The 21,961-nt window shown below is 58.4% G+C and carries 17 protein-coding genes; 14 read left to right on the top strand and 3 right to left on the bottom strand.

Annotated features, from left to right (window positions below; translation table 11 throughout):
- Positions 1 to 66: 66 nt before the first annotated feature.
- The 14 genes from AC07VR_RS11370 (at position 67) to AC07VR_RS11305 (ending at position 18,739) form a co-directional block, all read left to right on the top strand.
- Positions 67 to 1,737: a diguanylate cyclase gene (locus tag AC07VR_RS11370; RefSeq protein ID WP_495011277.1), complete on the top strand. Its 1,671-nt coding sequence runs from the start codon at positions 67 to 69 to the stop codon at positions 1,735 to 1,737.
- A 52-nt stretch (positions 1,738 to 1,789) separates the two neighbouring features.
- Complete coding sequence (locus AC07VR_RS11365; protein ID WP_495011276.1) at positions 1,790 to 3,751, top strand: methyl-accepting chemotaxis protein; 1,962 nt, start codon at positions 1,790 to 1,792, stop codon at positions 3,749 to 3,751.
- A gap of 113 nt (positions 3,752 to 3,864) precedes the next feature.
- Positions 3,865 to 5,649 carry a protein-disulfide reductase DsbD gene (locus tag AC07VR_RS11360; protein WP_495011275.1) on the top strand — a complete coding sequence of 595 codons (1,785 nt, stop codon included), beginning with the start codon at positions 3,865 to 3,867 and terminating at the stop codon, positions 5,647 to 5,649.
- 131 nt (positions 5,650 to 5,780) lie between these two features.
- Positions 5,781 to 6,236 (top strand): type II 3-dehydroquinate dehydratase, encoded by a 456-nt coding sequence (aroQ, locus tag AC07VR_RS11355; RefSeq protein WP_419119014.1) that lies wholly within the window; start codon positions 5,781 to 5,783, stop codon positions 6,234 to 6,236.
- A 24-nt stretch (positions 6,237 to 6,260) separates the two neighbouring features.
- Positions 6,261 to 6,722, top strand: coding sequence for an acetyl-CoA carboxylase biotin carboxyl carrier protein (gene accB / locus AC07VR_RS11350; RefSeq protein ID WP_494993517.1), 462 nt, complete (start codon positions 6,261 to 6,263; stop codon positions 6,720 to 6,722).
- A gap of 17 nt (positions 6,723 to 6,739) precedes the next feature.
- A complete protein-coding gene (gene accC, locus AC07VR_RS11345; protein ID WP_494993516.1) occupies positions 6,740 to 8,101 on the top strand; it encodes an acetyl-CoA carboxylase biotin carboxylase subunit in 1,362 nt (453 codons plus the stop codon).
- 277 nt (positions 8,102 to 8,378) lie between these two features.
- Positions 8,379 to 9,257: a 50S ribosomal protein L11 methyltransferase gene (gene prmA, locus AC07VR_RS11340; protein WP_495011274.1), complete on the top strand. Its 879-nt coding sequence runs from the start codon at positions 8,379 to 8,381 to the stop codon at positions 9,255 to 9,257.
- Positions 9,258 to 9,287: 30 nt separating this feature from the next.
- Positions 9,288 to 10,538, top strand: a complete 1,251-nt coding sequence (locus AC07VR_RS11335; protein ID WP_495011273.1) for a DUF3426 domain-containing protein — start codon at positions 9,288 to 9,290, stop codon at positions 10,536 to 10,538.
- A 195-nt stretch (positions 10,539 to 10,733) separates the two neighbouring features.
- Positions 10,734 to 11,747, top strand: coding sequence for a tRNA dihydrouridine synthase DusB (gene dusB / locus AC07VR_RS11330; RefSeq protein WP_494993513.1), 1,014 nt, complete (start codon positions 10,734 to 10,736; stop codon positions 11,745 to 11,747).
- Entirely contained in the window at positions 11,744 to 12,064 is a 321-nt protein-coding gene (gene fis, locus AC07VR_RS11325; protein WP_494993512.1) for a DNA-binding transcriptional regulator Fis, read from the top strand. Before dusB ends, fis begins: the two co-directional genes overlap by 4 nt.
- Positions 12,065 to 12,145: 81 nt before the next feature.
- A complete protein-coding gene (gene purH, locus AC07VR_RS11320; RefSeq protein ID WP_494993511.1) occupies positions 12,146 to 13,753 on the top strand; it encodes a bifunctional phosphoribosylaminoimidazolecarboxamide formyltransferase/IMP cyclohydrolase in 1,608 nt (535 codons plus the stop codon).
- 153 nt (positions 13,754 to 13,906) lie between these two features.
- Entirely contained in the window at positions 13,907 to 15,202 is a 1,296-nt protein-coding gene (purD, locus tag AC07VR_RS11315; RefSeq protein ID WP_495011272.1) for a phosphoribosylamine--glycine ligase, read from the top strand.
- 99 nt (positions 15,203 to 15,301) lie between these two features.
- A complete protein-coding gene (locus AC07VR_RS11310) occupies positions 15,302 to 18,079 on the top strand; it encodes a hybrid sensor histidine kinase/response regulator (protein ID WP_495011271.1) in 2,778 nt (925 codons plus the stop codon).
- A 63-nt stretch (positions 18,080 to 18,142) separates the two neighbouring features.
- The gene (locus AC07VR_RS11305) at positions 18,143 to 18,739 is read left to right on the top strand and encodes a MarC family protein (protein WP_494993508.1); all 597 of its coding nucleotides are present in this window, start codon (positions 18,143 to 18,145) and stop codon (positions 18,737 to 18,739) included.
- A gap of 362 nt (positions 18,740 to 19,101) precedes the next feature.
- On the opposite strand, the gene AC07VR_RS11300 is transcribed toward AC07VR_RS11305, so the two are convergent.
- The 3 genes from AC07VR_RS11300 to AC07VR_RS11290 all read right to left on the bottom strand — a co-directional run bounded on the left by AC07VR_RS11300 (position 19,102) and on the right by AC07VR_RS11290 (position 21,597).
- Positions 19,102 to 19,845 (bottom strand): hypothetical protein, encoded by a 744-nt coding sequence (locus AC07VR_RS11300; protein WP_495011270.1) that lies wholly within the window; start codon positions 19,843 to 19,845, stop codon positions 19,102 to 19,104.
- A gap of 107 nt (positions 19,846 to 19,952) precedes the next feature.
- A complete protein-coding gene (locus tag AC07VR_RS11295) occupies positions 19,953 to 20,726 on the bottom strand; it encodes a hypothetical protein (protein ID WP_495011269.1) in 774 nt (257 codons plus the stop codon).
- 73 nt (positions 20,727 to 20,799) lie between these two features.
- Entirely contained in the window at positions 20,800 to 21,597 is a 798-nt protein-coding gene (locus AC07VR_RS11290; protein WP_495011268.1) for a hypothetical protein, read from the bottom strand.
- Positions 21,598 to 21,961: the final 364 nt, after the last annotated feature.

Here is a 21,961-nt window from a genome sequence, read left to right as displayed (position 1 = left end):
CGAAAAGAGGTGCTAGCATAGAGCCACCAGTCAATCTCAGCATGCCCCCTAACTAGTAGTCAGGATATGACCGAGCCAGAAGACCCCAGCCGTGAGCGCCTCAAGCACCACTTTGCCCAGCGGGTGATTCATCAGGCACGTCAGATTCTTGAGATATGGCAACGCCTGCAGCGAAGCGAATGGTCGACCACTGATATGTCCGAACTGGCCGAGGCCAACTTGCGCCTGCTGCGGTTCGCCGAACGGTTTGAACAGCCCGAACACTGTCAGCTCGCGCACAGCATCGGCCACTCTCTGAAAGCCGTGGATGCCAACCGCGGGCGCCTGAACAGCGGGCTGATCACCGATCTCAATCGCCTGATGCAACGCTTGTCCCGCACCGGCCTGCGTCATGGCGAGCAACTCGAACAAACCTTCCTGCCACCGCTGCGCAAGCCGATCTACGTGATGCTGCAAGATCACGACCGCGCCGAGCGGCTGGCCAAACAACTCGAGTTCTTTGGACTCAGCGCTCAGTCGCTGGACAGTGTAGCGGCGTTCCGCTCCTCGCTGGTCGAGCGGCTTCCGGCAGCGATCGTCATGGATGTCGATTTTTGTGGCGCCGGCATGGGCCTGCAGCTGGCGGCCGAGGCCCAGGAAGGCCTTGAGCACAAGCTGCCACTGCTGTTCTTCAGCCTGCACGAAACCGATACCCCGACCCGTCTCGCCGCCGTTCGCGCCGGCGGTCAGGAGTTTTTGACCGGTACCCTTGAAGCTTCGAGCCTGCTGGAGAAAATCGAAGTCCTGACCTGCGTCGCCCAGTACGAACCGTACAAAGTGCTGATCATCGATGATTCGCGCGCTCAGGCATTGCACACTGAACGCCTGCTCAACAGCGCCGGTATCGTCACCCGCACCCTGATCGAGCCGATTCAAGCGATGGCTGAACTGGCGGACTTTCAGCCGGACCTGATCATTCTCGACATGTACATGCCGACCTGCACCGGTACGGAACTTGCCAAGGTGATCCGCCACAATGACCGCTATGTCAGCGTGCCGATCATCTATCTGTCGGCCGAAAACGACCTGGACAAGCAACTCGACGCCATGAGCGAAGGTGGCGACGACTTCCTGACCAAGCCGATCAAGCCGCGGCACCTGATCACCACGGTGCGCAACCGTGCGGCCCGGGCGCGCAATCTCAAGGCGCGGATGGTTCGCGACAGCCTGACCGGCCTGTACAACCATACCCATATCCTGCAATTGCTCGAAGACTGCAGCTTCCGTGCCCGCCGCGAAAGCAAGCCGCTGAGCTTTGCCATGCTCGACATCGACCACTTCAAACGGGTCAACGACAGCCACGGCCACCCCATGGGCGACCGCGTGATCAAGAGCCTGGCGCTATTCCTCAAGCAACGTCTGCGCAAGACCGACTTCATCGGCCGCTATGGTGGCGAAGAGTTCGCCATCATCATGCCCGACACCGATATCGAATCGGCCTACAACGTGCTCAATGAAATCCGTCAGCGCTTTGCCGAGATTCACTATCCGGCGCAACCTCAGGATCTCTGGTGCACCTTCAGCGCCGGCGTCGTAGAACTGCGCGAGGACTCCGACAGCCTGATGATGGCCAGCCAGGCGGACGAAGCGCTGTACCGTGCCAAGCACGCCGGACGCAATCGTGTGCAAGCCGCTCTGCGATCAAAGCAAAGTGCCACTTTTTTATCGGAAACCACCGAGTCAGTCATAACGCTGTAACAGAAACGCAATAACTTCAAGCGCTTACCATTCTGTCGTTGGTAGAGCCACGATGCGCCTGAAGCTGCTGACCAATCTCAACACCCTCCTTTTAGTCGCCGTTTGTCTCGCTCTGGGCGCCACGCTCTGGTGGTCGCAACAGGCACTGGAACGCCCCTATGTGCTGATGGAACGCTACTTGGGCCTGTCGCAGCAGTTCCAGAATCAGGTGGTACGCAATGTTGAAGATTACCTGGCCAGTGGCGACGCCCTGCGCTTGAGTGCCGCCAGCCAATCGCTCGAAACGCTTCAAACAGAGCTCGGCGAATTACCTGCCGAGCTGGCGCAAAGCCTGCGCCCAAGCCTTTCGAGCCTGGATAGCTTCAGCAAGACCGACCTGCTGGCTGCCGGCAAACTCGCCGGCGACCCGCAAGCCCTGCTCCTGCAGGCCGAGCGTGAGCTGGGCGCCAACCTGGAACAACTCAGCCAGTACGCCAGCGGCGCCAATACCCCGATTGCCGCAGGTTACTTGCCGTTGCTACTGTCGGCATCACAGCACCTGGCCAAGCTGTCGCTGGCCCGGGACAAACTGGTCAGCAGCGGTCGTAGCGAACTGGCTGCCGACGTCGAGCGTGAGGTGACCAGCATCCGCTCCCAGGCTGAACAGCTGGAGACTCTACCGTTGTTAGGCGTCACCACCAGTAGCGAATCGAATACCGAAGACTTCGCCTCCATGATGGGGCTGGAGAACACTGAAAAAAGCGCCGCAGAAGATACTGGCATTGGCCTCAAGCGCGAACTGAACAGCCTGCTGACACGTTACCCGGCCGAACTGAGCCGCACTCGCGAGCAGATTCAAAAACGCGCCGGGCTCAGTGATGCCACTCACCTCAAGATCGCTGATGTTCAGCAGGCGATTGCTGGTCTGGAGCCTGCTGTCCGCGCTCAACATGGACAGATTCAGAGCGAAGTACGGATGATCCAGGGGCTGATGATTGGCCTGATCCTGTTGATCGCGTTGCTTATTGATACCTTGCAACGGCGGCTCGCTCGCGTGCTGACCAATCTGGCTCCGGCCTTGTCGACCTGGGCCGAAGGCGACTTCAGCCAAAATATCCAACTAGGCGCCACCAACCGCGAGCTGCACGATATTGAAGAGTCGCTGAATCGCCTGCGGGCGTATCTGGTTGATCTGGTGGGGACCATCCGGCAAAACGCCGAACAAGTCGCTGGCAGCAGCCGCGCCCTGGCCGAGTTGAGCAGCGGCCTGCACAGCGGTGCCGAACGGCAGGCTGGGGATACCGCACAAATACGCGACGCATTGGGCGAACTGGAAGCCACCATTGTGCAGGTGGCCGATGATGCCAGCCAGGCCGCCGACGCCAGCCGTCACGCCGGGCTTGCGGTCGAGCATGGCCAGAAGGTGATCGGTTTGAGCCTCACCGGGTTGCACGCCCTGGTGGGCGAAGTGCAAGGCAATGCGCAGATGATCGAACACCTGGCCGAAGAGTCGGCGACCATCGGCGGCGTGCTCACAGTGATCCGTTCGATCGCCGACCAGACCAATCTGCTGGCGTTGAACGCCGCCATCGAAGCCGCTCGCGCAGGGGAGATGGGTCGAGGGTTTGCGGTGGTCGCCGAAGAAGTCCGCTCACTGGCGCAGCGTACCGCGGGTGCCACGGCCGAGATCCAGACGCTGATCGCTGGCCTGCAAACCGCAGCCCGACAATCGGTGGAAGGCATGCGCGCCCAGGTCGAACACGCTGAAGCCACAGCCAACCAGGCACAAGCAGCTGACGGAGCCCTGGATGAAATCGTCGGGGCGATACAGACCATTTCCGACACCGCGGTTCGCATCGCCGATGTCACCGCCCAGCAGAGCGGCGCCGTCAGTGAAATCCGCGATCACAGTGAGCGGATTCACCAATTGGGTGGGGATAACTTGCTGAGGATTGGTGAAGGGCGCAGCCAGGGCGAACATTTATTGGCGCTGGGCGGGCAGTTGCATACCGCCGTTCAGGCCTTCAGGGTTTAAAGACCACTTTTGATCGTTCCCACGCTCCCGCGTGGGAACGATCATCCCCCCTCTTCCTGCATACCCAGTCCCACTCCGCTATCATGCGCACACGTTAGATACGCGAGATCGCTATGCGCCGTCTGCTCTGCCTGATGCTGTTATTGCTCGCCCTGCCGGCGACCGCCACCGGATTGCTGGACAGTCGCCCCAGCTCGACGCTGGGCGCGATCAATAACAGCGCCGACTTCCTGCCGGTACACGAAGCCTTTCAGTTGAGCCTGATTGAAAGCACGCCGCAATCGATCAAGCTGCGCTTCGTCGCCACCGAAGGTTATTACCTCTACCGCCATCGCTTTCAGTTTCGCAGCGAGCCCGCCGACATTGGCCTGGGCGCCGCTCAACTGCCGCAGGGCGAGAAAAAACATGATGAGTATTTCGGCGACGTCGAGGTCTACCACGGCATTCTCGATGTAGAGCTACCGCGCGCGCCCGGCGATCAGCGCGCCTTGACCCTGGCGGTCACCTATCAAGGCTGCGCCGATAAAGGTCTGTGCTACCCGCCGGAAACCGAGCGACTGAGCATCGACGGCAAGTTTGCTTCAGTCGTCGGCACCGATATGCCGACGCCCCGTCATCAGACCGGCTGGACCTGGCGCGAACTGGCGCTGTTCTTCCTCGCGGGTCTTGGCCTGACCTTCACCCCTTGCGTGCTGCCGATGCTGCCGATCCTTTCCGGCGTTGTACTGCGCGGCCAGGTCGGTGGCTTGCGCGGTTTCAATCTGTCGCTGGCCTACGTGCTCCCGATGGCGGCCTGCTTTGCCTTGCTCGGCGCACTGATGGGAATGTTCGGTGCACAACTGAATCTGCAGGCACGTCTGCAGTCAGCCTGGGTGCTGGTGCCGTTCGCACTGTTTTTCGCGGTGTTTGCCCTGGCTATGTTTGGCATCTTCGAACTGAAACTCCCGCACGCCATCAGCAGTCGCCTGGACCGGGTGGCAAACCGCACCGAAGGCGGTTCCCTGTGGGGCGCAGCAGTGCTGGGCGTGGTTTCGAGCCTGCTGGTTTCGCCCTGCGTATCGGCGCCACTGGCTGGCGCCCTGCTTTACATAAGCGCCAGCGGTGATGCACTGGGCGGCGCGCTGAAGCTGTTCGTATTGGGTCTGGGCATGGGCGCACCGCTGTTGCTCGTCGCCACTGGTGGTGCGGCCTGGCTGCCAAAAAGCGGCCCATGGCTGATCTACGTCAAACATGCCATCGGCATTCTGCTGCTTGGGCTGGCAGTCGGCTTGCTCAGTCGCGTGCTTCCAGGCGAGATCACCTTGCTGTTGATCGGTTTGCTGGCTGCCGGTGTCGGCTTGTTTCTTGGCGCACTGGAGTTCATCTACAAGGCACCGAGACAGCGCCTGGCGCAGTTGCTGGGGTTATTACTGTTGTTCTATGCGCTGGCCTGCTGGTATGGCGCATTCAGCGGCCAGAGCGATCCGCTGAGCCCGATCGGCCGGTCAATGACCGTCAATTCTGCCATTGACACACACGCTCAAGACGCCAGCGAATGGCAGACCATCAACACGCCTGCGGAACTGGAGCTCGCCCTCGCCGGAGCCAAAATTGCCGGCATCCCGCTGCTGCTCGACTGGTATGCCGATTGGTGCATCAGCTGCAAAGTCATCGAGCATGAGGTGCTTAACGACAGCACCGTCGTCGAACGGCTCAAGGGTTATCGGCTGATCCGCTTCGATATGACCGCCAGCAACCGCGAACAACGCACCCTGCTCGACCGTTACAAACTGTTCGGCCCGCCTGCACTGATGTTTTTCGGCAAAGACGGCGTCGAACAGGGTGAGGTGAGAGTGATCGGCGAGATCAATGCAGCGGACTTCGCCGAACGTGTCGCGAAAGCGAATGACCAGATTTAATCAGGTGGTCATATATTTCGCGCAAACATCGGGCATTGTGCTGGCTATTGCAGAGAACTGGACAGTCACAAAGGCTTTGCGGCATAGTCGCCGGGTTCTGACAACTGTACACAGATCACAAGGAACAGCAGATGGCGACCTTACTGGTTCTGCACGGACCCAACCTGAACTTGCTCGGCACCCGCGAACCGGGGGTCTACGGTGCGGTAACCCTGGCTCAGATCAATCAGGATCTGGAACAGCGGGCCCGTAATGCCGGCCACCATTTGCTCTACCTGCAAAGCAACGCCGAGTACGAATTGATCGACCGCATCCATGCCGCGCGCGGCGAGGGTGTGGACTTCATTTTGATCAATCCAGCAGCTTTTACACATACAAGCGTCGCATTACGTGACGCGTTGCTGGCGGTGAGCATCCCATTCATCGAAGTGCATTTGTCTAACGTGCACAAACGCGAACCTTTCCGCCATCACTCCTACTTCTCCGACGTTGCGGTGGGAGTGATCTGCGGCCTTGGCGCCAGCGGTTATCGACTGGCCCTGGAGGCCGCCCTGGAACAGCTTGAACAACAAGCTAAACGCCCCTGACCGACCCTTGGGAGTTGATGATTCATGGATATCCGTAAAGTTAAGAAACTGATCGAACTGCTGGAAGAGTCCGGTATCGACGAGCTGGAGATCAAGGAAGGCGAGGAATCCGTACGGATCAGCCGTCACAGCAAAACCCCTGCACAACAGTTTTACGCGCCAGCACCTATGGCCGCCGCGCCGGCTCCGGTTGCCGCAGTCGCCGCTGCTCCGGTGGCCGCTGTTGAAGCCCCGGCAGCACCGAAACTCAACGGCACTGTGGTTATGTCCCCGATGGTCGGTACCTTCTACCGCACCCCGGCACCGACTTCGCCAGCCTTCGTTGAAGTTGGCCAGAGCGTGAAGAAAGGCGACACCATCTGCATCGTTGAAGCGATGAAAATGATGAACCACATCCAGGCTGAGTCCAGCGGCGTGATCGAATCCATCCTGGTAGAAAACGGCCAGCCGGTTGAGTACGACCAACCACTGTTCACCATCGTTTGAACCGCGGAGAGCCAACGATGTTGAAACCTGCGAAGCTGGAAAAAGTCCTGATCGCCAACCGCGGTGAAATTGCCCTGCGGATCCTGCGCGCCTGCAAGGAAATGGGCATCAAGACCGTCGCGGTTTACTCGACTGCCGACAAAGAGCTGATGCATTTGGGTCTGGCCGACGAAAGCGTTTGCATCGGTCCGGCGCCTGCCAACCTGTCTTACCTGCACATCCCGGCGATCATCGCGGCCGCTGAAGTCACTGGCGCCACGGCGATTCACCCTGGTTATGGTTTCCTCGCGGAAAACGCCGATTTCGCCGAACAGGTCGAAAAATCCGGCTTCGCCTTCATCGGCCCGAAAGCTGACACCATTCGCCTGATGGGCGACAAGGTTTCAGCCAAGGACGCCATGAAGCGCGCCGGCGTACCGACCGTACCGGGCTCCGACGGCCCACTGCCGGAAGACCCGGAAACCGCTATCGGCATTGGTCGCGAAGTCGGCTATCCGGTGATCATCAAAGCCGCTGGCGGCGGCGGTGGTCGCGGCATGCGTGAAGTACACAGCGAAGAAGACCTGGTCGAAGCGGCCAAGCAGACCCGCGCCGAAGCGGCTGCCTGGTTCAGCAACCCGATGGTCTATCTGGAAAAATTCCTGACCAACCCGCGTCACGTGGAAGTCCAGGTACTTTCCGACGGCCAGGGCCACGCCATTCATCTGGGCGACCGCGATTGCTCGCTGCAACGTCGCCACCAGAAAGTTCTCGAAGAAGCCCCGGCACCGGGCATCGACGAGAGGGCTCGCCAGGAAGTGCTCGCTCGTTGCGTGAAAGCCTGCATCGACATCGGCTACCGTGGCGCCGGCACATTCGAGTTCCTGTACGAGAATGGCCATTTCTACTTCATCGAGATGAACACTCGTGTACAGGTAGAGCACCCGGTATCGGAAATGGTCACCGGAATCGACATCGTCAAGGAGATGCTCAGCATCGCCGCTGGCAACAAACTGTCGTACACCCAGGACGATGTGAAGATCCACGGCCACGCGCTGGAATGCCGGATCAACGCCGAAGACCCTAAAACCTTTATCCCGAGCCCTGGCATGGTCAAGCACTTCCATGCTCCAGGCGGCAACGGTGTACGGGTCGACTCGCACCTCTACAGCGGCTACAAGGTGCCATCGAACTACGACTCCCTGATCGGCAAGCTGATCACTTGGGGGGCGACGCGCGATGAAGCCATGGCGCGTATGCGCAATGCACTGGATGAAATCGTTGTCGACGGGATCAAAACCAATATCCCGCTGCACCGCGACCTGGTCCGCGATGAAGGCTTCTGCGAAGGTGGAGTGAATATCCACTACCTGGAGCACAAGCTGGCCAAGCAGCACTAAGCTTGATCCAGACCAACAAAGCCGCTTGATTGCGGCTTTGTTGTTTCTGGATACGACGCCACCTGCAGGAGCGCGGCTTGCCCGCGATTCAGGCACCGCGGTCTTTCAGGCCGACCGCGTCATCGTTCTTCGCGGGCAAGCCGGATCGCCGCACCGCTCGCTCCTGCGAAGAGCCCATCGCGCGTCACCCTTGTCGTCTTCTGCGCTCGCCTCGCGTAAACTTGTGCGCTTCTCACAGCCCGCCAGGCTGCAATTACATTTTCCGAAGGTGCCCGCCATGCCTTGGCTGCAAGTCCGTCTCGCCATCAGCCCAGAACAAGCCGAAACCTACGAAGACGCTTTCCTTGAAGTCGGCGCCGTTTCGGTGACGTTCATGGACGCCGAAGATCAGCCGATCTTCGAACCGGAACTGAACACCACCCCGCTGTGGTCCCACACCCATTTGCTGGCACTGTTCGAAGGCGGCACAGAAGCCGCCAGCGTCCTCGCCCATATGGAACTGCTGACCGGCAGCCCGCTGCCTGAACATCACTGCGAAGTGATCGAAGATCAGGACTGGGAACGTAGCTGGATGGACAACTTCCAGCCAATGCGCTTCGGCCAGCGTCTGTGGATCGTCCCGAGCTGGCATGCCGCACCGGAGCCGGGCGCCGTCAACCTGCTGCTCGACCCGGGCCTGGCCTTCGGCACCGGCACCCACCCGACAACCGCGCTGTGCCTGGAATGGCTCGACGGCCAGGAACTGAAGGACTGCAACGTGCTGGACTTCGGTTGCGGCTCGGGGATCCTGGCGATTGCCGCCCTGCTGCTGGGCGCCAAAGAAGCCGTCGGCACCGACATCGACGTGCAAGCCCTGGAGGCTTCCCGCGATAACGCCGGGCGCAACAACATTGCCGAAGAATTGTTCCCGCTGTACCTGCCACAGGATTTGCCGCAGGTTCAGGCCGATGTACTGGTCGCCAATATCCTCGCTGGCCCCCTGGTTTCCCTGGCCCCGCAACTGTCCAGCCTGGTCAGGCCGGGTGGCCGCCTGGCGCTGTCGGGCATCCTCGCCGAACAGGGCGAAGACGTCGCAGCAGCTTATGCCCAGGACTTCGAGCTGGACCCGATTGCCAATCGCGAAGGCTGGGTGCGTATCACTGGCCGTCGGCGCTAGAATGGACGCCTGCATAAACCGGATTGCCGCATGACCGACAGCTTCGTCACCCAGTGCCCGCATTGCCAAACCAGCTTTCGCGTAAGCCACGCCCAGTTGAGCGTAGCCCGTGGAGTGGTTCGCTGCGGCTCATGCCTGCAGGTGTTCAACGCCGCGCGGCAGTTGCTCGAGCAACGCACTGGCAATGAAGCCGTCGCCCCCAATGCGACAACACCGACCGAGACCTCCGCCCCCAGGGCGATCAGCCAGAAGCAATGGACGGCCGCCGAACTCGACCTGGACAATCTCGACCTCGACGAAGAACTCGCCAAGCTCGAGCAACGGGAAATCCAGCCGACCAAGGAGTTCGGGCAAGAGCGCAAGCACAAGGAGGATTCGCTGAGCGCACGCAGGGATACGACCGACAGCGAGGAAGAACAATGGTCCGAAAGCCTGTTCAGCGGATCGGCTGCCGAGCGCGCAGAACCGATTGAGCCCGCTGAGCCTGCAGCCAACACAAACAGTAAACCGACAGCCCCGCCCGTCGAACCGCCCAAACCCGGCCGCACCGAGCCCTCACTGTCTTTTGAGCTGGCCGATCTTGACGACGAACCCACCGCGCCGCCTATGCGCCCGAGCCAGGAGCCGCTAGCGCACGAACACCACGAACGCTTGTCGGCAGCAGATGACGACGAAGAGCCGCTGGAGGCCGAACCAGCGAGCAAAAAACACGCACGCAGTGAGCCTGGCCTGCATGACGAGGTGCTGCAGGACCTGGCCGACGAACCGGTGCATCTTGATTGGCAAAAGCGCCGTTCACCCTGGGGCAGACGCTTCTTCTGGGGATTATTGATTCTGCTCGGCGCCGCCGCACTGGCAGGCCAGTACATCGCCTACCACTTCGACGAGCTGGCCCGTCAGGACCAATACCGGCCATGGTTCCAGCAACTGTGCCCGGAAATCGGCTGCACAGTGCCGTCCAAGGTCGACATTGCGCGCATCAAGAGCAGCAATCTGGTGGTGCGCAGCCATCCGGATTTCAGTGGCGCACTGGTGGTCGATGCAATCATCTACAACCGCGCACAATTCTCTCAGCCCTTTCCGTTGCTGGAGTTACGCTTTGCCGACCTCAATGGGCACCTGATCGCCAGTCGGCGCTTCAAACCAAGCGAATACCTCAACGGCGAACTTGAAGGCCCGGCAGAAATGCCGCCACAGACGCCGATCCATATCGCTCTGGACATCCTTGACCCCGGCCCGAAAGCCGTCAATTACAGCCTGAGCTTCCATTCACCCGAATGAAACGCCGCAGTCAATTGGCATAACTGCACATTGAAGACAGCTTTTTGACTCCCTCGCGTCGAGCCAAACCGCTGGCGATAACAGAATAACTGTTCAGATTTTATCCAATTCAGCCTTTATCCAGTCATCGAGAGCGGGTATCATGCCAACCCTTTTTCGAACTCTAATGATCCGGCCCCACAACAGGGAAGCCCTATGTCGGCGGTACGCATCGGTCCATATACATTGCCTAACGGCTTGATTCTCGCTCCCATGGCGGGCGTCACTGACCAGCCCTTTCGTCAGCTGTGCAAACGGTTGGGCGCAGGCCTTGTAGTCTCGGAAATGGTCACCAGCGACATGAGCTTGTGGAACAGTCGCAAATCGCGTCTGCGCATGATCCACGAAGGTGATCCCGAGCCACGCTCGGTACAGATCGCCGGCGGTGATGCACAGATGCTCGCGGATGCGGCCCGCGCCAACGTCGAGTTGGGTGCGCAGATTATTGATATCAACATGGGTTGTCCGGCGAAGAAGGTCTGCAACAAGGCTGCCGGCTCCGCGTTGCTGAAAGACGAAGATTTGGTGAGCGAGATCCTGCACGCCGTGGTGGCCGCAGTCGATGTACCGGTCACTTTGAAAATCCGCACCGGCTGGGACCGGGCGAACAAAAATGGCCTGACGGTGGCGAAGATCGCCGAGCAGGCAGGAATCACTGCGCTGGCAGTCCATGGCCGGACCCGCGCCGATCTGTACACCGGTGAAGCCGAGTACGACACCATTGCCGCGATCAAGCAGGCGGTGTCCATTCCGGTCTTCGCCAACGGCGATATCGACTCGGCCGAAAAAGCCCGGTACGTGCTCCACGCGACCGGTGCCGATGGTCTGTTGATTGGCCGGGCCGCCCAAGGGCGACCATGGATTTTTCGTGAGATCGAGCATTTTCTGCGTACCGGCGAAACACTTCCGGCACCGGAGCTGTTCGAGGTGGAACGTATTCTGCTAGAGCATCTGGCCGCGCTGCATACCTTTTATGGGGATGTCATGGGCGTACGCATTGCTCGCAAGCATGTGGGCTGGTATCTCGCAACCCTGCCGGGCGCCAGGGAGTTCCGCGCCCACTTCAATCGTTTGGATGATACGGAAGCACAGCGCGCCAACGTTCGTGAGTTTTTCGCCGAGCGTTACAAGAGCCTGGTGACAGGGGACGGAGAAGGGGTGGCCGCATGACGATGATGAGCGAGACTTTAGTGAGTGGAACAACACCCGTGAGCGACAATGTAAATTTGAAACAGCACCTCAATACACCGAGCGAAGAGGGTCAGACCCTTCGCGGGAGTGTCGAGAAGGCGCTGCACAATTATTTCGCCCACCTTGAGGGCGCTGCCGTCACGGACGTGTACAACCTGGTGCTCTCCGAAGTCGAGGCGCCGTTGCTCGAAAGCGTGATGAACTACGTCAAGGGCAACCAGACCAAGGCCAGCGAGTTGCTCGGTCTGAACCGCGGCACCTTGCGCAAGAAACTCAAGCAGTACGATCTGCTGTAAGCATTCAATCAAACCAGAAAGGCGCCCGCGCAAGACCGGTCGCCTTTTTTGCTGACTCCTTTGCTTTTGATGGAAATTGAGATGACCGACCAGACTACCCGCCTGCCGATCCGCCGCGCCTTGATCAGCGTTTCCGACAAGACCGGGATCCTCGAATTCGCCCGTGAGCTGGAAGCCCTGGGCGTCGAGATCCTCTCCACCGGCGGTACGTTCAAGCTGCTGCAGGACAACGGCGTGGCCGCAGTAGAAGTCGCGGACTACACCGGCTTTGCAGAAATGATGGACGGTCGGGTCAAGACCCTGCACCCGAAAATCCACGGTGGCATCCTGGGTCGTCGCGGTATCGATGACGCTATCATGAGCGAGCACGGCATCAAGCCGATCGATCTGGTTGCCGTCAACCTCTACCCGTTCGAAGCCACTATCGCAAAGCCAGGTTGTGATCTGCCGACCGCGATCGAGAACATCGATATCGGCGGCCCGACCATGGTTCGTTCCGCGGCCAAGAACCACAAAGACGTGGCCATCGTGGTCAACGCCAGCGATTACGCCAATGTTCTGGAAAGCCTCAAGGCCGGCGGTCTGACCTACGCTCAGCGCTTTGATCTGATGCTCAAGGCTTTCGAGCACACCGCCGCCTACGACGGCATGATCGCCAACTACATGGGCACTGTGAACCAGACTGCTGAAACCCTCTCGACCTCCGGTCGCAGCGAATTCCCGCGCACCTTCAACAGCCAGTTCATCAAGGCCCAGGAAATGCGCTACGGCGAGAACCCGCACCAGAGCGCGGCGTTTTACGTAGAGGCCAAGCCGGCCGAAGTCGGCATCGCCACCGCGACCCAACTGCAAGGCAAGGAGCTGTCGTACAACAACGTGGCCGACACCGACGCTGCGCTGGAGTGCGTGAAGAGCTTCGTCAAGCCAGCCTGCGTCATCGTCAAGCACGCCAACCCGTGCGGCGTGGCGGTCAGCCCGGACGCCGAAGGCGGTATCCGCCAGGCTTACGAACTGGCTTACGCGACGGACACCGAGTCGGCGTTCGGCGGCATCATCGCCTTCAACCGCGAGCTGGACGCTGAAACCGCCAAGGCCATCGTCGAGCGTCAATTCGTCGAAGTGATCATCGCTCCAAGCGTCACCGAAGAAGCCCGCGCCATCGTTGCCGCGAAAGCGAACGTGCGCCTGCTGACCTGCGGTCAGTGGTCGGCTGAGCGCGTTCCGGCCTGGGACTACAAACGCGTCAACGGCGGTTTGCTGGTCCAGAGCCGCGATATCGGCATGATCGGCAGCGAAGACCTGAAAGTGGTGACCAAGCGCGCTCCGACCGAGCAGGAGATCAATGACCTGATCTTCGCCTGGAAAGTCGCCAAGTACGTCAAGTCCAATGCCATCGTGTATGCCAAGAACCGTCAGACCATCGGTGTCGGCGCTGGCCAGATGAGCCGCGTGAACTCCGCTCGCATCGCCGCGATCAAGGCTGAACACGCCGGGCTGCAAGTCCAGGGCGCGGTCATGGCCTCGGACGCCTTCTTCCCGTTCCGCGACGGTATCGATAACGCGGCCAAGGTCGGTATCACTGCCGTGATCCAGCCTGGCGGCTCGATGCGTGACAACGAAGTGATTGCCGCGGCCGACGAAGCGGGTATTGCGATGGTCTTTACGGGCATGCGCCACTTCCGTCATTAATCTGTTTGATCGTACCCACGCTCTGCGTGGGCACGCAGCCCGGGACGCTCCGCGTCCCACGGCATCGGACGCAGAGCGTCCGTAGAGGCACTCCCACGCAGAGCGTGGGAACGATCAGCTTCCCCCGAATTAGCGTCATCCGAGGTTTTTGAAATGAATGTTTTGATCATTGGCAGCGGTGGCCGTGAACACGCCCTGGCCTGGAAAGTGGCTCAGGATCCGCGTGTCGCAAAAGTATTCGTGGCCCCGGGCAACGCCGGCACCGCCATTGAAGCCAAGTGCGAGAACATCGCTATCGACGTATTGGCGCTGGAGCAGCTGGCCGACTTCGCCGAGAAGAACGTTTCCCTGACCATCGTCGGTCCGGAAGTGCCGCTGGTCGCCGGTGTCGTGGATCTGTTCCGCGCCCGTGGCCTGGATTGCTTCGGCCCGACTGCCGGTGCCGCACAGCTGGAAGGTTCCAAAGCCTTCACCAAGGACTTCCTGGCCCGCCACAAGATTCCGACCGCCGACTACCAGAACTTCACCGAGATCGAGCCAGCCCTGGCTTATCTGCGTGAAAAAGGCGCACCGATCGTGATCAAGGCCGACGGCCTGGCCGCCGGCAAGGGCGTGATCGTCGCCATGACCCTGTCTGAAGCCGAAGACGCCGTACGTGACATGCTCGCCGGCAATGCTTTCGGCGAAGCCGGTTCCCGTGTGGTCATCGAGGAATTCCTCGACGGCGAAGAAGCCAGCTTCATCGTCATGGTCGACGGCAAGAACGTGCTGCCGATGGCCACCAGCCAGGACCACAAACGCGTCGGCGACGGCGACACCGGTCCGAACACCGGCGGTATGGGTGCCTACTCCCCTGCCCCGGTGGTCACCAGCGAAGTTCACCAACGCGTCATGGATCTGGTGATCTGGCCAACCGTGCGCGGCATGGCCGAGGAAGGCAACGTCTACACCGGCTTCCTCTATGCCGGTCTGATGATCGACAAGGCTGGCAATCCGAAAGTCATCGAGTTCAACTGCCGCTTCGGCGATCCGGAAACCCAACCGGTGATGCTGCGTCTGCAATCGAGCCTGGTGTTGCTGATCGAGGCTGCTCTGGCCCAGGCACTGGACAAGGTCGAAGCGCAATGGGATCCACGTCCAAGCGTGGGTGTCGTTCTGGCAGCCGGCGGCTATCCTGGTGATTACGCCAAAGGCGCGATCATTGAAGGTCTGGATGCAGCGGCCACACTGGAAGGCAAAGTCTTTCACGCTGGCACTGCACTGAAAGACGGTCAGGTCATCACCGCTGGCGGCCGAGTACTCTGCGCCACCGCTTTGGGCCAGAGCGTCGATACGGCTCAACAGCAAGCTTACAGACTGGCGGCCAAAATCGATTGGCAAGGCTGCTTCTACCGCAAGGACATTGGCTACCGTGCCATTGCCCGCGAGCGTGGCGAAAATCAGGAATAAGCTATCCATTTGGATAGGCAAGGGCTTCTGGCCCTTGCCGTACTATTCCAGCCCCGCGCATAGTTATATTCTGGCATCAATCTACGAAGGGATTTCGCCGTGCGCTGGCTCAGGATTGCCATAGGCTTCACCGTCAGTCTGCTGACTCTGCTCTGTTTGCTACCGGTCCAGGCCGCGCAAGGCAGCGGCTGGGCGGTATTGCTTGACGAAACGGCCGATCTGCAACTGAGCGACATCCGTTCTGCCCGCTACACCAATCAATTCAGCCCGATCGAACTGAGTCACCTGACCGCTGCCGAGCCTGACGGCGCCTTATGGCTACGCTTCAAACTCCAGCCAGACAAACACGAACAACTGCTGCGAATTTTCGCGCCTGATCTTGCTCACCTTAATTTATACGTGCTCGACGACGACAAGCTGATCGAGCAAGTGAACACCGGCAACGCTCAGCCGCAGGCCGAGAGACCGCTGCCCAGCAGCGACTACATCCTGCCGCTGCCACAAAGTCAAAAAGCCCTCGATGTGTACCTGCGACTGGTTTCCGAACACCAATTGCGCCCTTACATCACCCTGCAATCTGCAGTCATGAGCGCAGCAGATCAAGGCCAGCCCCTGATCTACGGCCTGCTGTTCGGCTGCCTGGCGATGCTGATCCTGCATAACCTGACCCGCTACGCCTACACCCGCTCCAGAAGCTGTATGTGGCTGGCCGCCTGCGAAGGTCTGTTGCTGCTGAGCCTGCTGCTTCTGCTCAATCTTGCTGGCCCATGGCTGTCGGACTGGCACGCCTTGCAAACGCCTGGCGCCTACCTGTCCTTGCTGCTGACCGCGCCTTGCGGCCTGATGTTCGCCTACCGATTCTTCGCTCCCCTTGGCCCACATCCGCTGAACAAACTGTTGCTGGGCGATATCCTTCTCATCACCTTGTGCGGCTTGCTGCTGCTCTTTGTCAACACGCTGCCGCTGAACATCATGACCTATGCGCTGGTGGCTCTCGCCGGCCTGAGCATGCTGTTCGTCGCGGCTTATCACTGGCAGAAAGGCTACCGTCCGGCACGCCTGTTCGTTGTGGCCATGGTGATATTCAACATTGGCACCCTGATCATTCTGCCAGCACTTTTGGGGTTGACCCTGGTGGCTCCGCAAGGTCTGATCATGACGTTGCTCGGTTTCATCTGCATCAGCGGCCTGCTGATGAGCATCGCATTGAGCGAGCGTCAGCGCAGCATCACCGAAGCCCGCTTCAGCATCAGCCGCGACCTGGCCGCCAGCAATGCCGAGATCAACGCCAAGGCCGAGTTCCTGGCGAAAATCAGTCACGAGATCCGCACACCGATGAATGGTGTGCTGGGCATGACCGAGCTGCTGCTGGGCACACCACTGTCCGTCAAACAACGGGACTACGTGCAGACCATCCACAGCGCCGGCAACGAACTGCTCACCTTGATCAACGAGATTCTCGACATCTCCAGGCTCGAGTCCGGGCAAATCGAGCTGGACGATGTGCAGTTCGACCTCAACGCGCTGATCGAAGACTGCCTGAGTATTTTCCGGGCCAAGGCCGAGCAGCAGAACGTCGAGCTGATCAGTTTTATTCAGCCGCAAGTACCGCGGGTGATCAGCGGTGACCCCACACGTCTGCGCCAGACGCTACTGAGTTTGCTGGAAAACGCGCTGAAGAAGACCGACGAGGGCGAAATCCTGATCGTCGTCGCCCTCGACGAACGCAGCCCCAAACCTCGGCTACGCATCGCAGTACAAGACAGCGGTGTTCCCATGGACACAAGCGAGCGCGATGCCTTGCTGCATGCCGAGCTGCACAGCAAGAATTTTCTCTCCGCGACGCGCCTGGGTGGCAACCTGGGGCTGGTCATCGCCCGCCAGTTGATCCTGCTGATGCACGGTGAGTTCGGCATCAAAAGCGGCAATAATAGCGGCAGCACGCTGTGGCTGACCTTGCCCCTGGATCCGGAACGCCTCGAACACCCGACCTCCGATCTTGATGGCCCGCTGCAAGGTGCCCGAGTGTTGGTGGTGGATGACAACGACACCTGCCGCAAAGTCCTGGTGCAGCAATGCAGCGCATGGGGCCTGAACGTCAGCGCAGTCCCTTCCGGCAAGGAAGCGCTGGCCCTGCTGCGAACCAAGGCCCACCTGCGCGACTACTTCGACGTGGTCCTGCTCGATCAGAACATGCCTGGCATGACCGGCATGCAACTGGCCGCGAAGATCAAGGAAGACCCGAGCCTGAACCACGATATTCTGCTGATCATGCTCACCGGTATCAGCAACGCACCAAGCAAGATCATTGCGCGCAACTCCGGGATCAAACGCATCCTCGCCAAACCTGTCGCTGGCTACACCCTCAAGACTACCCTGGCCGACGAGTTGACCCAACGCAACAAAGGGCTCGTTATGCCCTATCACGCTCCATCAGGCGTGCCTGTAGCGATCAAGGTGCCACACGATTTTCGTATCCTCGTCGCTGAAGACAACAGCATCTCGACCAAGGTGATTCGCGGCATGCTGGGCAAACTCAACCTGCAGCCAGACACCGCCAGCAACGGCGAAGAAGCCCTGCGCGCGATGAAGGCCCAACGTTACGATCTGGTGCTGATGGATTGTGAAATGCCAATCCTCGACGGTTTTTCCGCCACGCAACAACTGCGCGCCTGGGAAGTTGGCAATCAGCGCATGCGCACGCCGGTGGTAGCGCTGACCGCGCACATCCTGACCGAACACAAGGAGCGCGCTCGCCAGGCCGGCATGGACGGGCACATGGCCAAACCGGTCGAGCTGTCGCAACTGCGCGAGTTGGTCGAGCATTGGGTTGCGCAACGTGATTCGCACAATCAGCCAACGGCTCAAACCTCCTGAGCCGACAGACTGCACAACGCCTGATAGACTCTCCGTCGCCCTCCTTCGCCGCGAGCTCCAACCATGCTCCACGTGCTGTTCAGCGTTTACCTGAAGATGCTGGTGCTCTACAGCCCCTTCTTCGTTCTGTCCTGCTTCATCAGCCTGACCCGTGGCTATTCCAGTAAGGAACGTCGGCGTCTGGCCTGGAAAGTCGCCCTCGCGACCCTGGTCTCCAGCGTCTTGCTGTATCTGTTCGGACGGGTGATTTTCAGCGTATTCGGCATCACCGTGGATGCCTTTCGCATCGGCGCCGGGAGCGTGCTGTTCATCTCGGCGCTGGGCATGGCTCAAGGCAAGTCGGCAGTGCAGACCGATAACGTGCAGCAGGACGTGACCATCGTCCCGCTGACCATTCCCCTGACAGTCGGCCCTGGCACCATAGGCGCTCTGCTGGTCATGGGCGTCAGCCAGCCGCACTGGGACGACAAACTCACCGCCATTCTCAGCATCGCCATAGCCAGCTTCACCGTCGGCGTCGTGCTCTACCTGTCGAACCGCATCGAACGCATTCTTGGCGATCAGGGTTTGCAAATCGTCAGTCGGTTGATGGGGCTGTTCGTGTGCGCGCTGGCAGCGCAGATTATCTTTACCGGGGTCAAAGGGTATCTGGTGCCGTAATACTGATATGCATCAGGGCCTGGCCCTGATCCCCCTGGATTGAAGCTTCAACGTGTATCGGCTTTGGTCGCCATCAATTTTCCTGTGTGCCCCCAGCGATTACCGACAACAATTGCTGGTGAGGCTCAAGCAGCCTGGTCATTCGGTCTCGCTGCCTCGCAAATACTCGTTGTGAGAGTTCCAGCGAGCAATAGCTGACCGACAGGCCCGAGAAGAACCTGTCAGTGGAAAAAAGCTGATCAACTGCATTCAGCTCCACAACCTCTGAAGTCTCAAAATTCAAGAACAGCAAATTCATCATCGAGCCGTGATTGCACAGAGCAACGAGTAGCCGGACCCCGGTGGCGAGTGCCCCGCCCGTTTCAATAGCTTGCCCTGGCGCTATCGACATAATCCTGAATTTTAGTTCTGAATTTATTGTAGACACGCTGATTCAATCCGCGACGTCCCGCTGCACGATAAAGTCTTATGTCCTCACCGAAGTATTTAAAGAACAGAACTTTCGTGATACGCGACTTGGCCATCAAGTGCACACACGCTATCGCCATGCTGAGTTGACCATCGGCGGTCAGAATGCACGGGGCAACCTGGAAATTGCTCGAGCGACTTTTCTTGCTCCTAGATTCAAACAGTTTTAACGCATTATCATTTTCTTCCAGTGCTTTGAATACACCGGTTACCAGCCCCAAGAGCTGGAGTTTATCCGGCCCGGCGATGGCGGCAATGATTTGCAGGATAGCCTCATCCATCGTGAATTGTATTTCACGACTTTGAAACTCGGAAAAAGCGTGGCTTGCAGTACCCCAACCAGCCATCTCCAGCGCCTTGGCATATTCTTTAAACCACAGGGCAAGGTGTGTGTCCGGATCGAATCCCCTGCCCGCGACAAGTTGCGCAAACAGGATGCTGTCATCGAAGTCCTCGCGGTTCTGCGGCGTCAATTTACGATCGTAGGCGACAACACCCTCCCCAAAGACAGTGGCACCATCCTGAGGAACGGCCTGTACCGCCAGGTTCCCCATGACAGAGCGCAGCCTGGCAAAGTGCCTGGTTCTATTAACAATAGGCCGCATCGCCTCCAGACTATTAAAATATTCAGCTCGCACGAGAAACTCTGGCGAGTTCAATTCGTCTATTTCGCTACTCCTATCCAGCCCCTCCTTGAGATATGTTGGTCCGCATCCCGCGGACCTCTAAAATGATGAGAACAACGTTACCCTGTCGATTCGTCGTGCTTTTGGCACGTGACGGAGGTACAGCACTTGCTGCAGTCAAGTTGAATGCAGTTAGAAGGCACGGCAAGAATCAAATTGTCTTGTGCACCGGAGAGTCGGCTCAGCACTTTCTCACGCACGTTGTATTTTTCATAATCCAACTTATCCAGCTCTTGCTGTGAAAAATCGACACTGATTTTGCCAACAATGTCTTTACCCGAGAAACATTGATTAAACAGGTTGATATCGACAACCTCAGAAGTACTAAAATTGATATATACCGAACAGGTAATGGGACCCTGCTCGATAAAACCTGCCTGCAGAGCGATAGTTGAAATCGCAGCTTTCCCGGGCGAACTGATTCCAGTCCGTACTGTACTTATTACGTTCTCCCGAAATACCGTCTGAACCACCTCAGCACAGGGGAGCTGAGCAATGCGACTCGTCATATCCCCAACGCTCAGCCCTTGAGAACTGCTCAAACAACCCGGTAAGTGCTCCTGAATCAGCTCTTGAAGCGTGATTATCGATTTTCTGTCCGGCTCGAAGGTTTCCGACCGGTAATGAGTACGACGCCACTTCGTCTGCACCATGGCCTTGGTATGAGCGCTGTACCACTTTTCAGGCTTATCAAACTTATCCACCTGGGAGCTTGCAAACAGCTGAGAAAAAAGCAGAGCGTTCAGCGCATCGTCCCTCCAGGAATTCGGCAAACCGTCCGAAGTCGACAGCAGATTTCCTGCAACCACCATCACATCATAATTAACACTCATCGCGGCGCTCCCATAAGTCGTATTTTTTTCCAAAAAAGGGTTACTCGTCGAGCAACCCAGTCGGGACTATTACTTATTGGAGCTTGGCTTTTTCGAAGAAGTCTTCCGAAGACCGATCCAGCACCGCGTACATAAGGTCCTGGTTTCGGAGGTGAACTCGCATATTCAGCTCAACCATTGTGGCTACTTTTTTCATTTCAAGCCGGGACCACTTCCACTTCCAGAACCAGGCCCCACCCTGGCTTGACCTGAGTTCGCAATCCATGGCCAGGAATAAAGTAATCACACTACCGCCACGAGACTGTAAACACGGCACAATCCTGAACTCTCCCGTGCTGCCCTTCTTGCTGGTACTATCGAAAATCTGTACAAGCTTATCATCAGATTTTATCGTATCGAAAACACTGCCCAGCAAGTCGAGCATTGCGGCGGCATTGGCCCCGGCAACGACCTTGACAATATCCAGGACAATGGACTCCATCGTGACGTTCGTCTGGGAAGTTGTATGATCATCATATTTATAGGAGGTCATAGTCCAGCCGCAGTGCTTCATTGCCTCACGATAATGGGCATGCCACGCAATCGGCGTATTCTTGACATCCGCTTTTGTATCAGCATATCGCTCGGAAAAGTGAATGCTGTCCATTGCAGCCTGTCTATTATTTTCCGAGACATTATCAGCAAATCCAATTACTGCGGGAGCATACTTGCCAAGTAGTAAATCCGAGTCTTCATTACCTTGTTTCACCAAGGGTATGTTCAGCGACAGAACCTGGGGACGTAAAGATTGTGGTGCAACTTTTGCGTCACGAAAAAAAGCCCTGCTTTCTTCAAGACTGGGAACGGTCACATCCATTTCAAATGTCATCATTAAATACTCATATCAGTTTGGGTTTCAGCTTTTTAGCTGGCCTCCTAAAGCTAGCGCCCAAACCCGATAACTTCCACACCAGACACTTGACAATATATTACGAGCACATACCCCAGACTCGACACATGAGAAAAGCGGCGACTGCAATGCAAATTAAATAATTCAGCCGCAACTATAAATAACGAAACCAAGTCCAGCCAGACGTGACTTATTCGTTCGACACATTACTCACTCCACAAAGAAGCAACCCATACAGAAAGGCAACCAATACAATCAAGAGCAATCAAACTTACAAGCGAACAAGATGAGTCTCACTCCACACTCTGACTATTACTCAGAAGGGTGACAAACCAACCTGGGAACA

It is taken from the genome of Pseudomonas sp. GW821-FHT02H09 (assembly GCF_059421425.1).
Note: the sequence above shows the minus strand (reverse complement) of the source record. Positions and strands in the feature narration are given on the sequence as shown.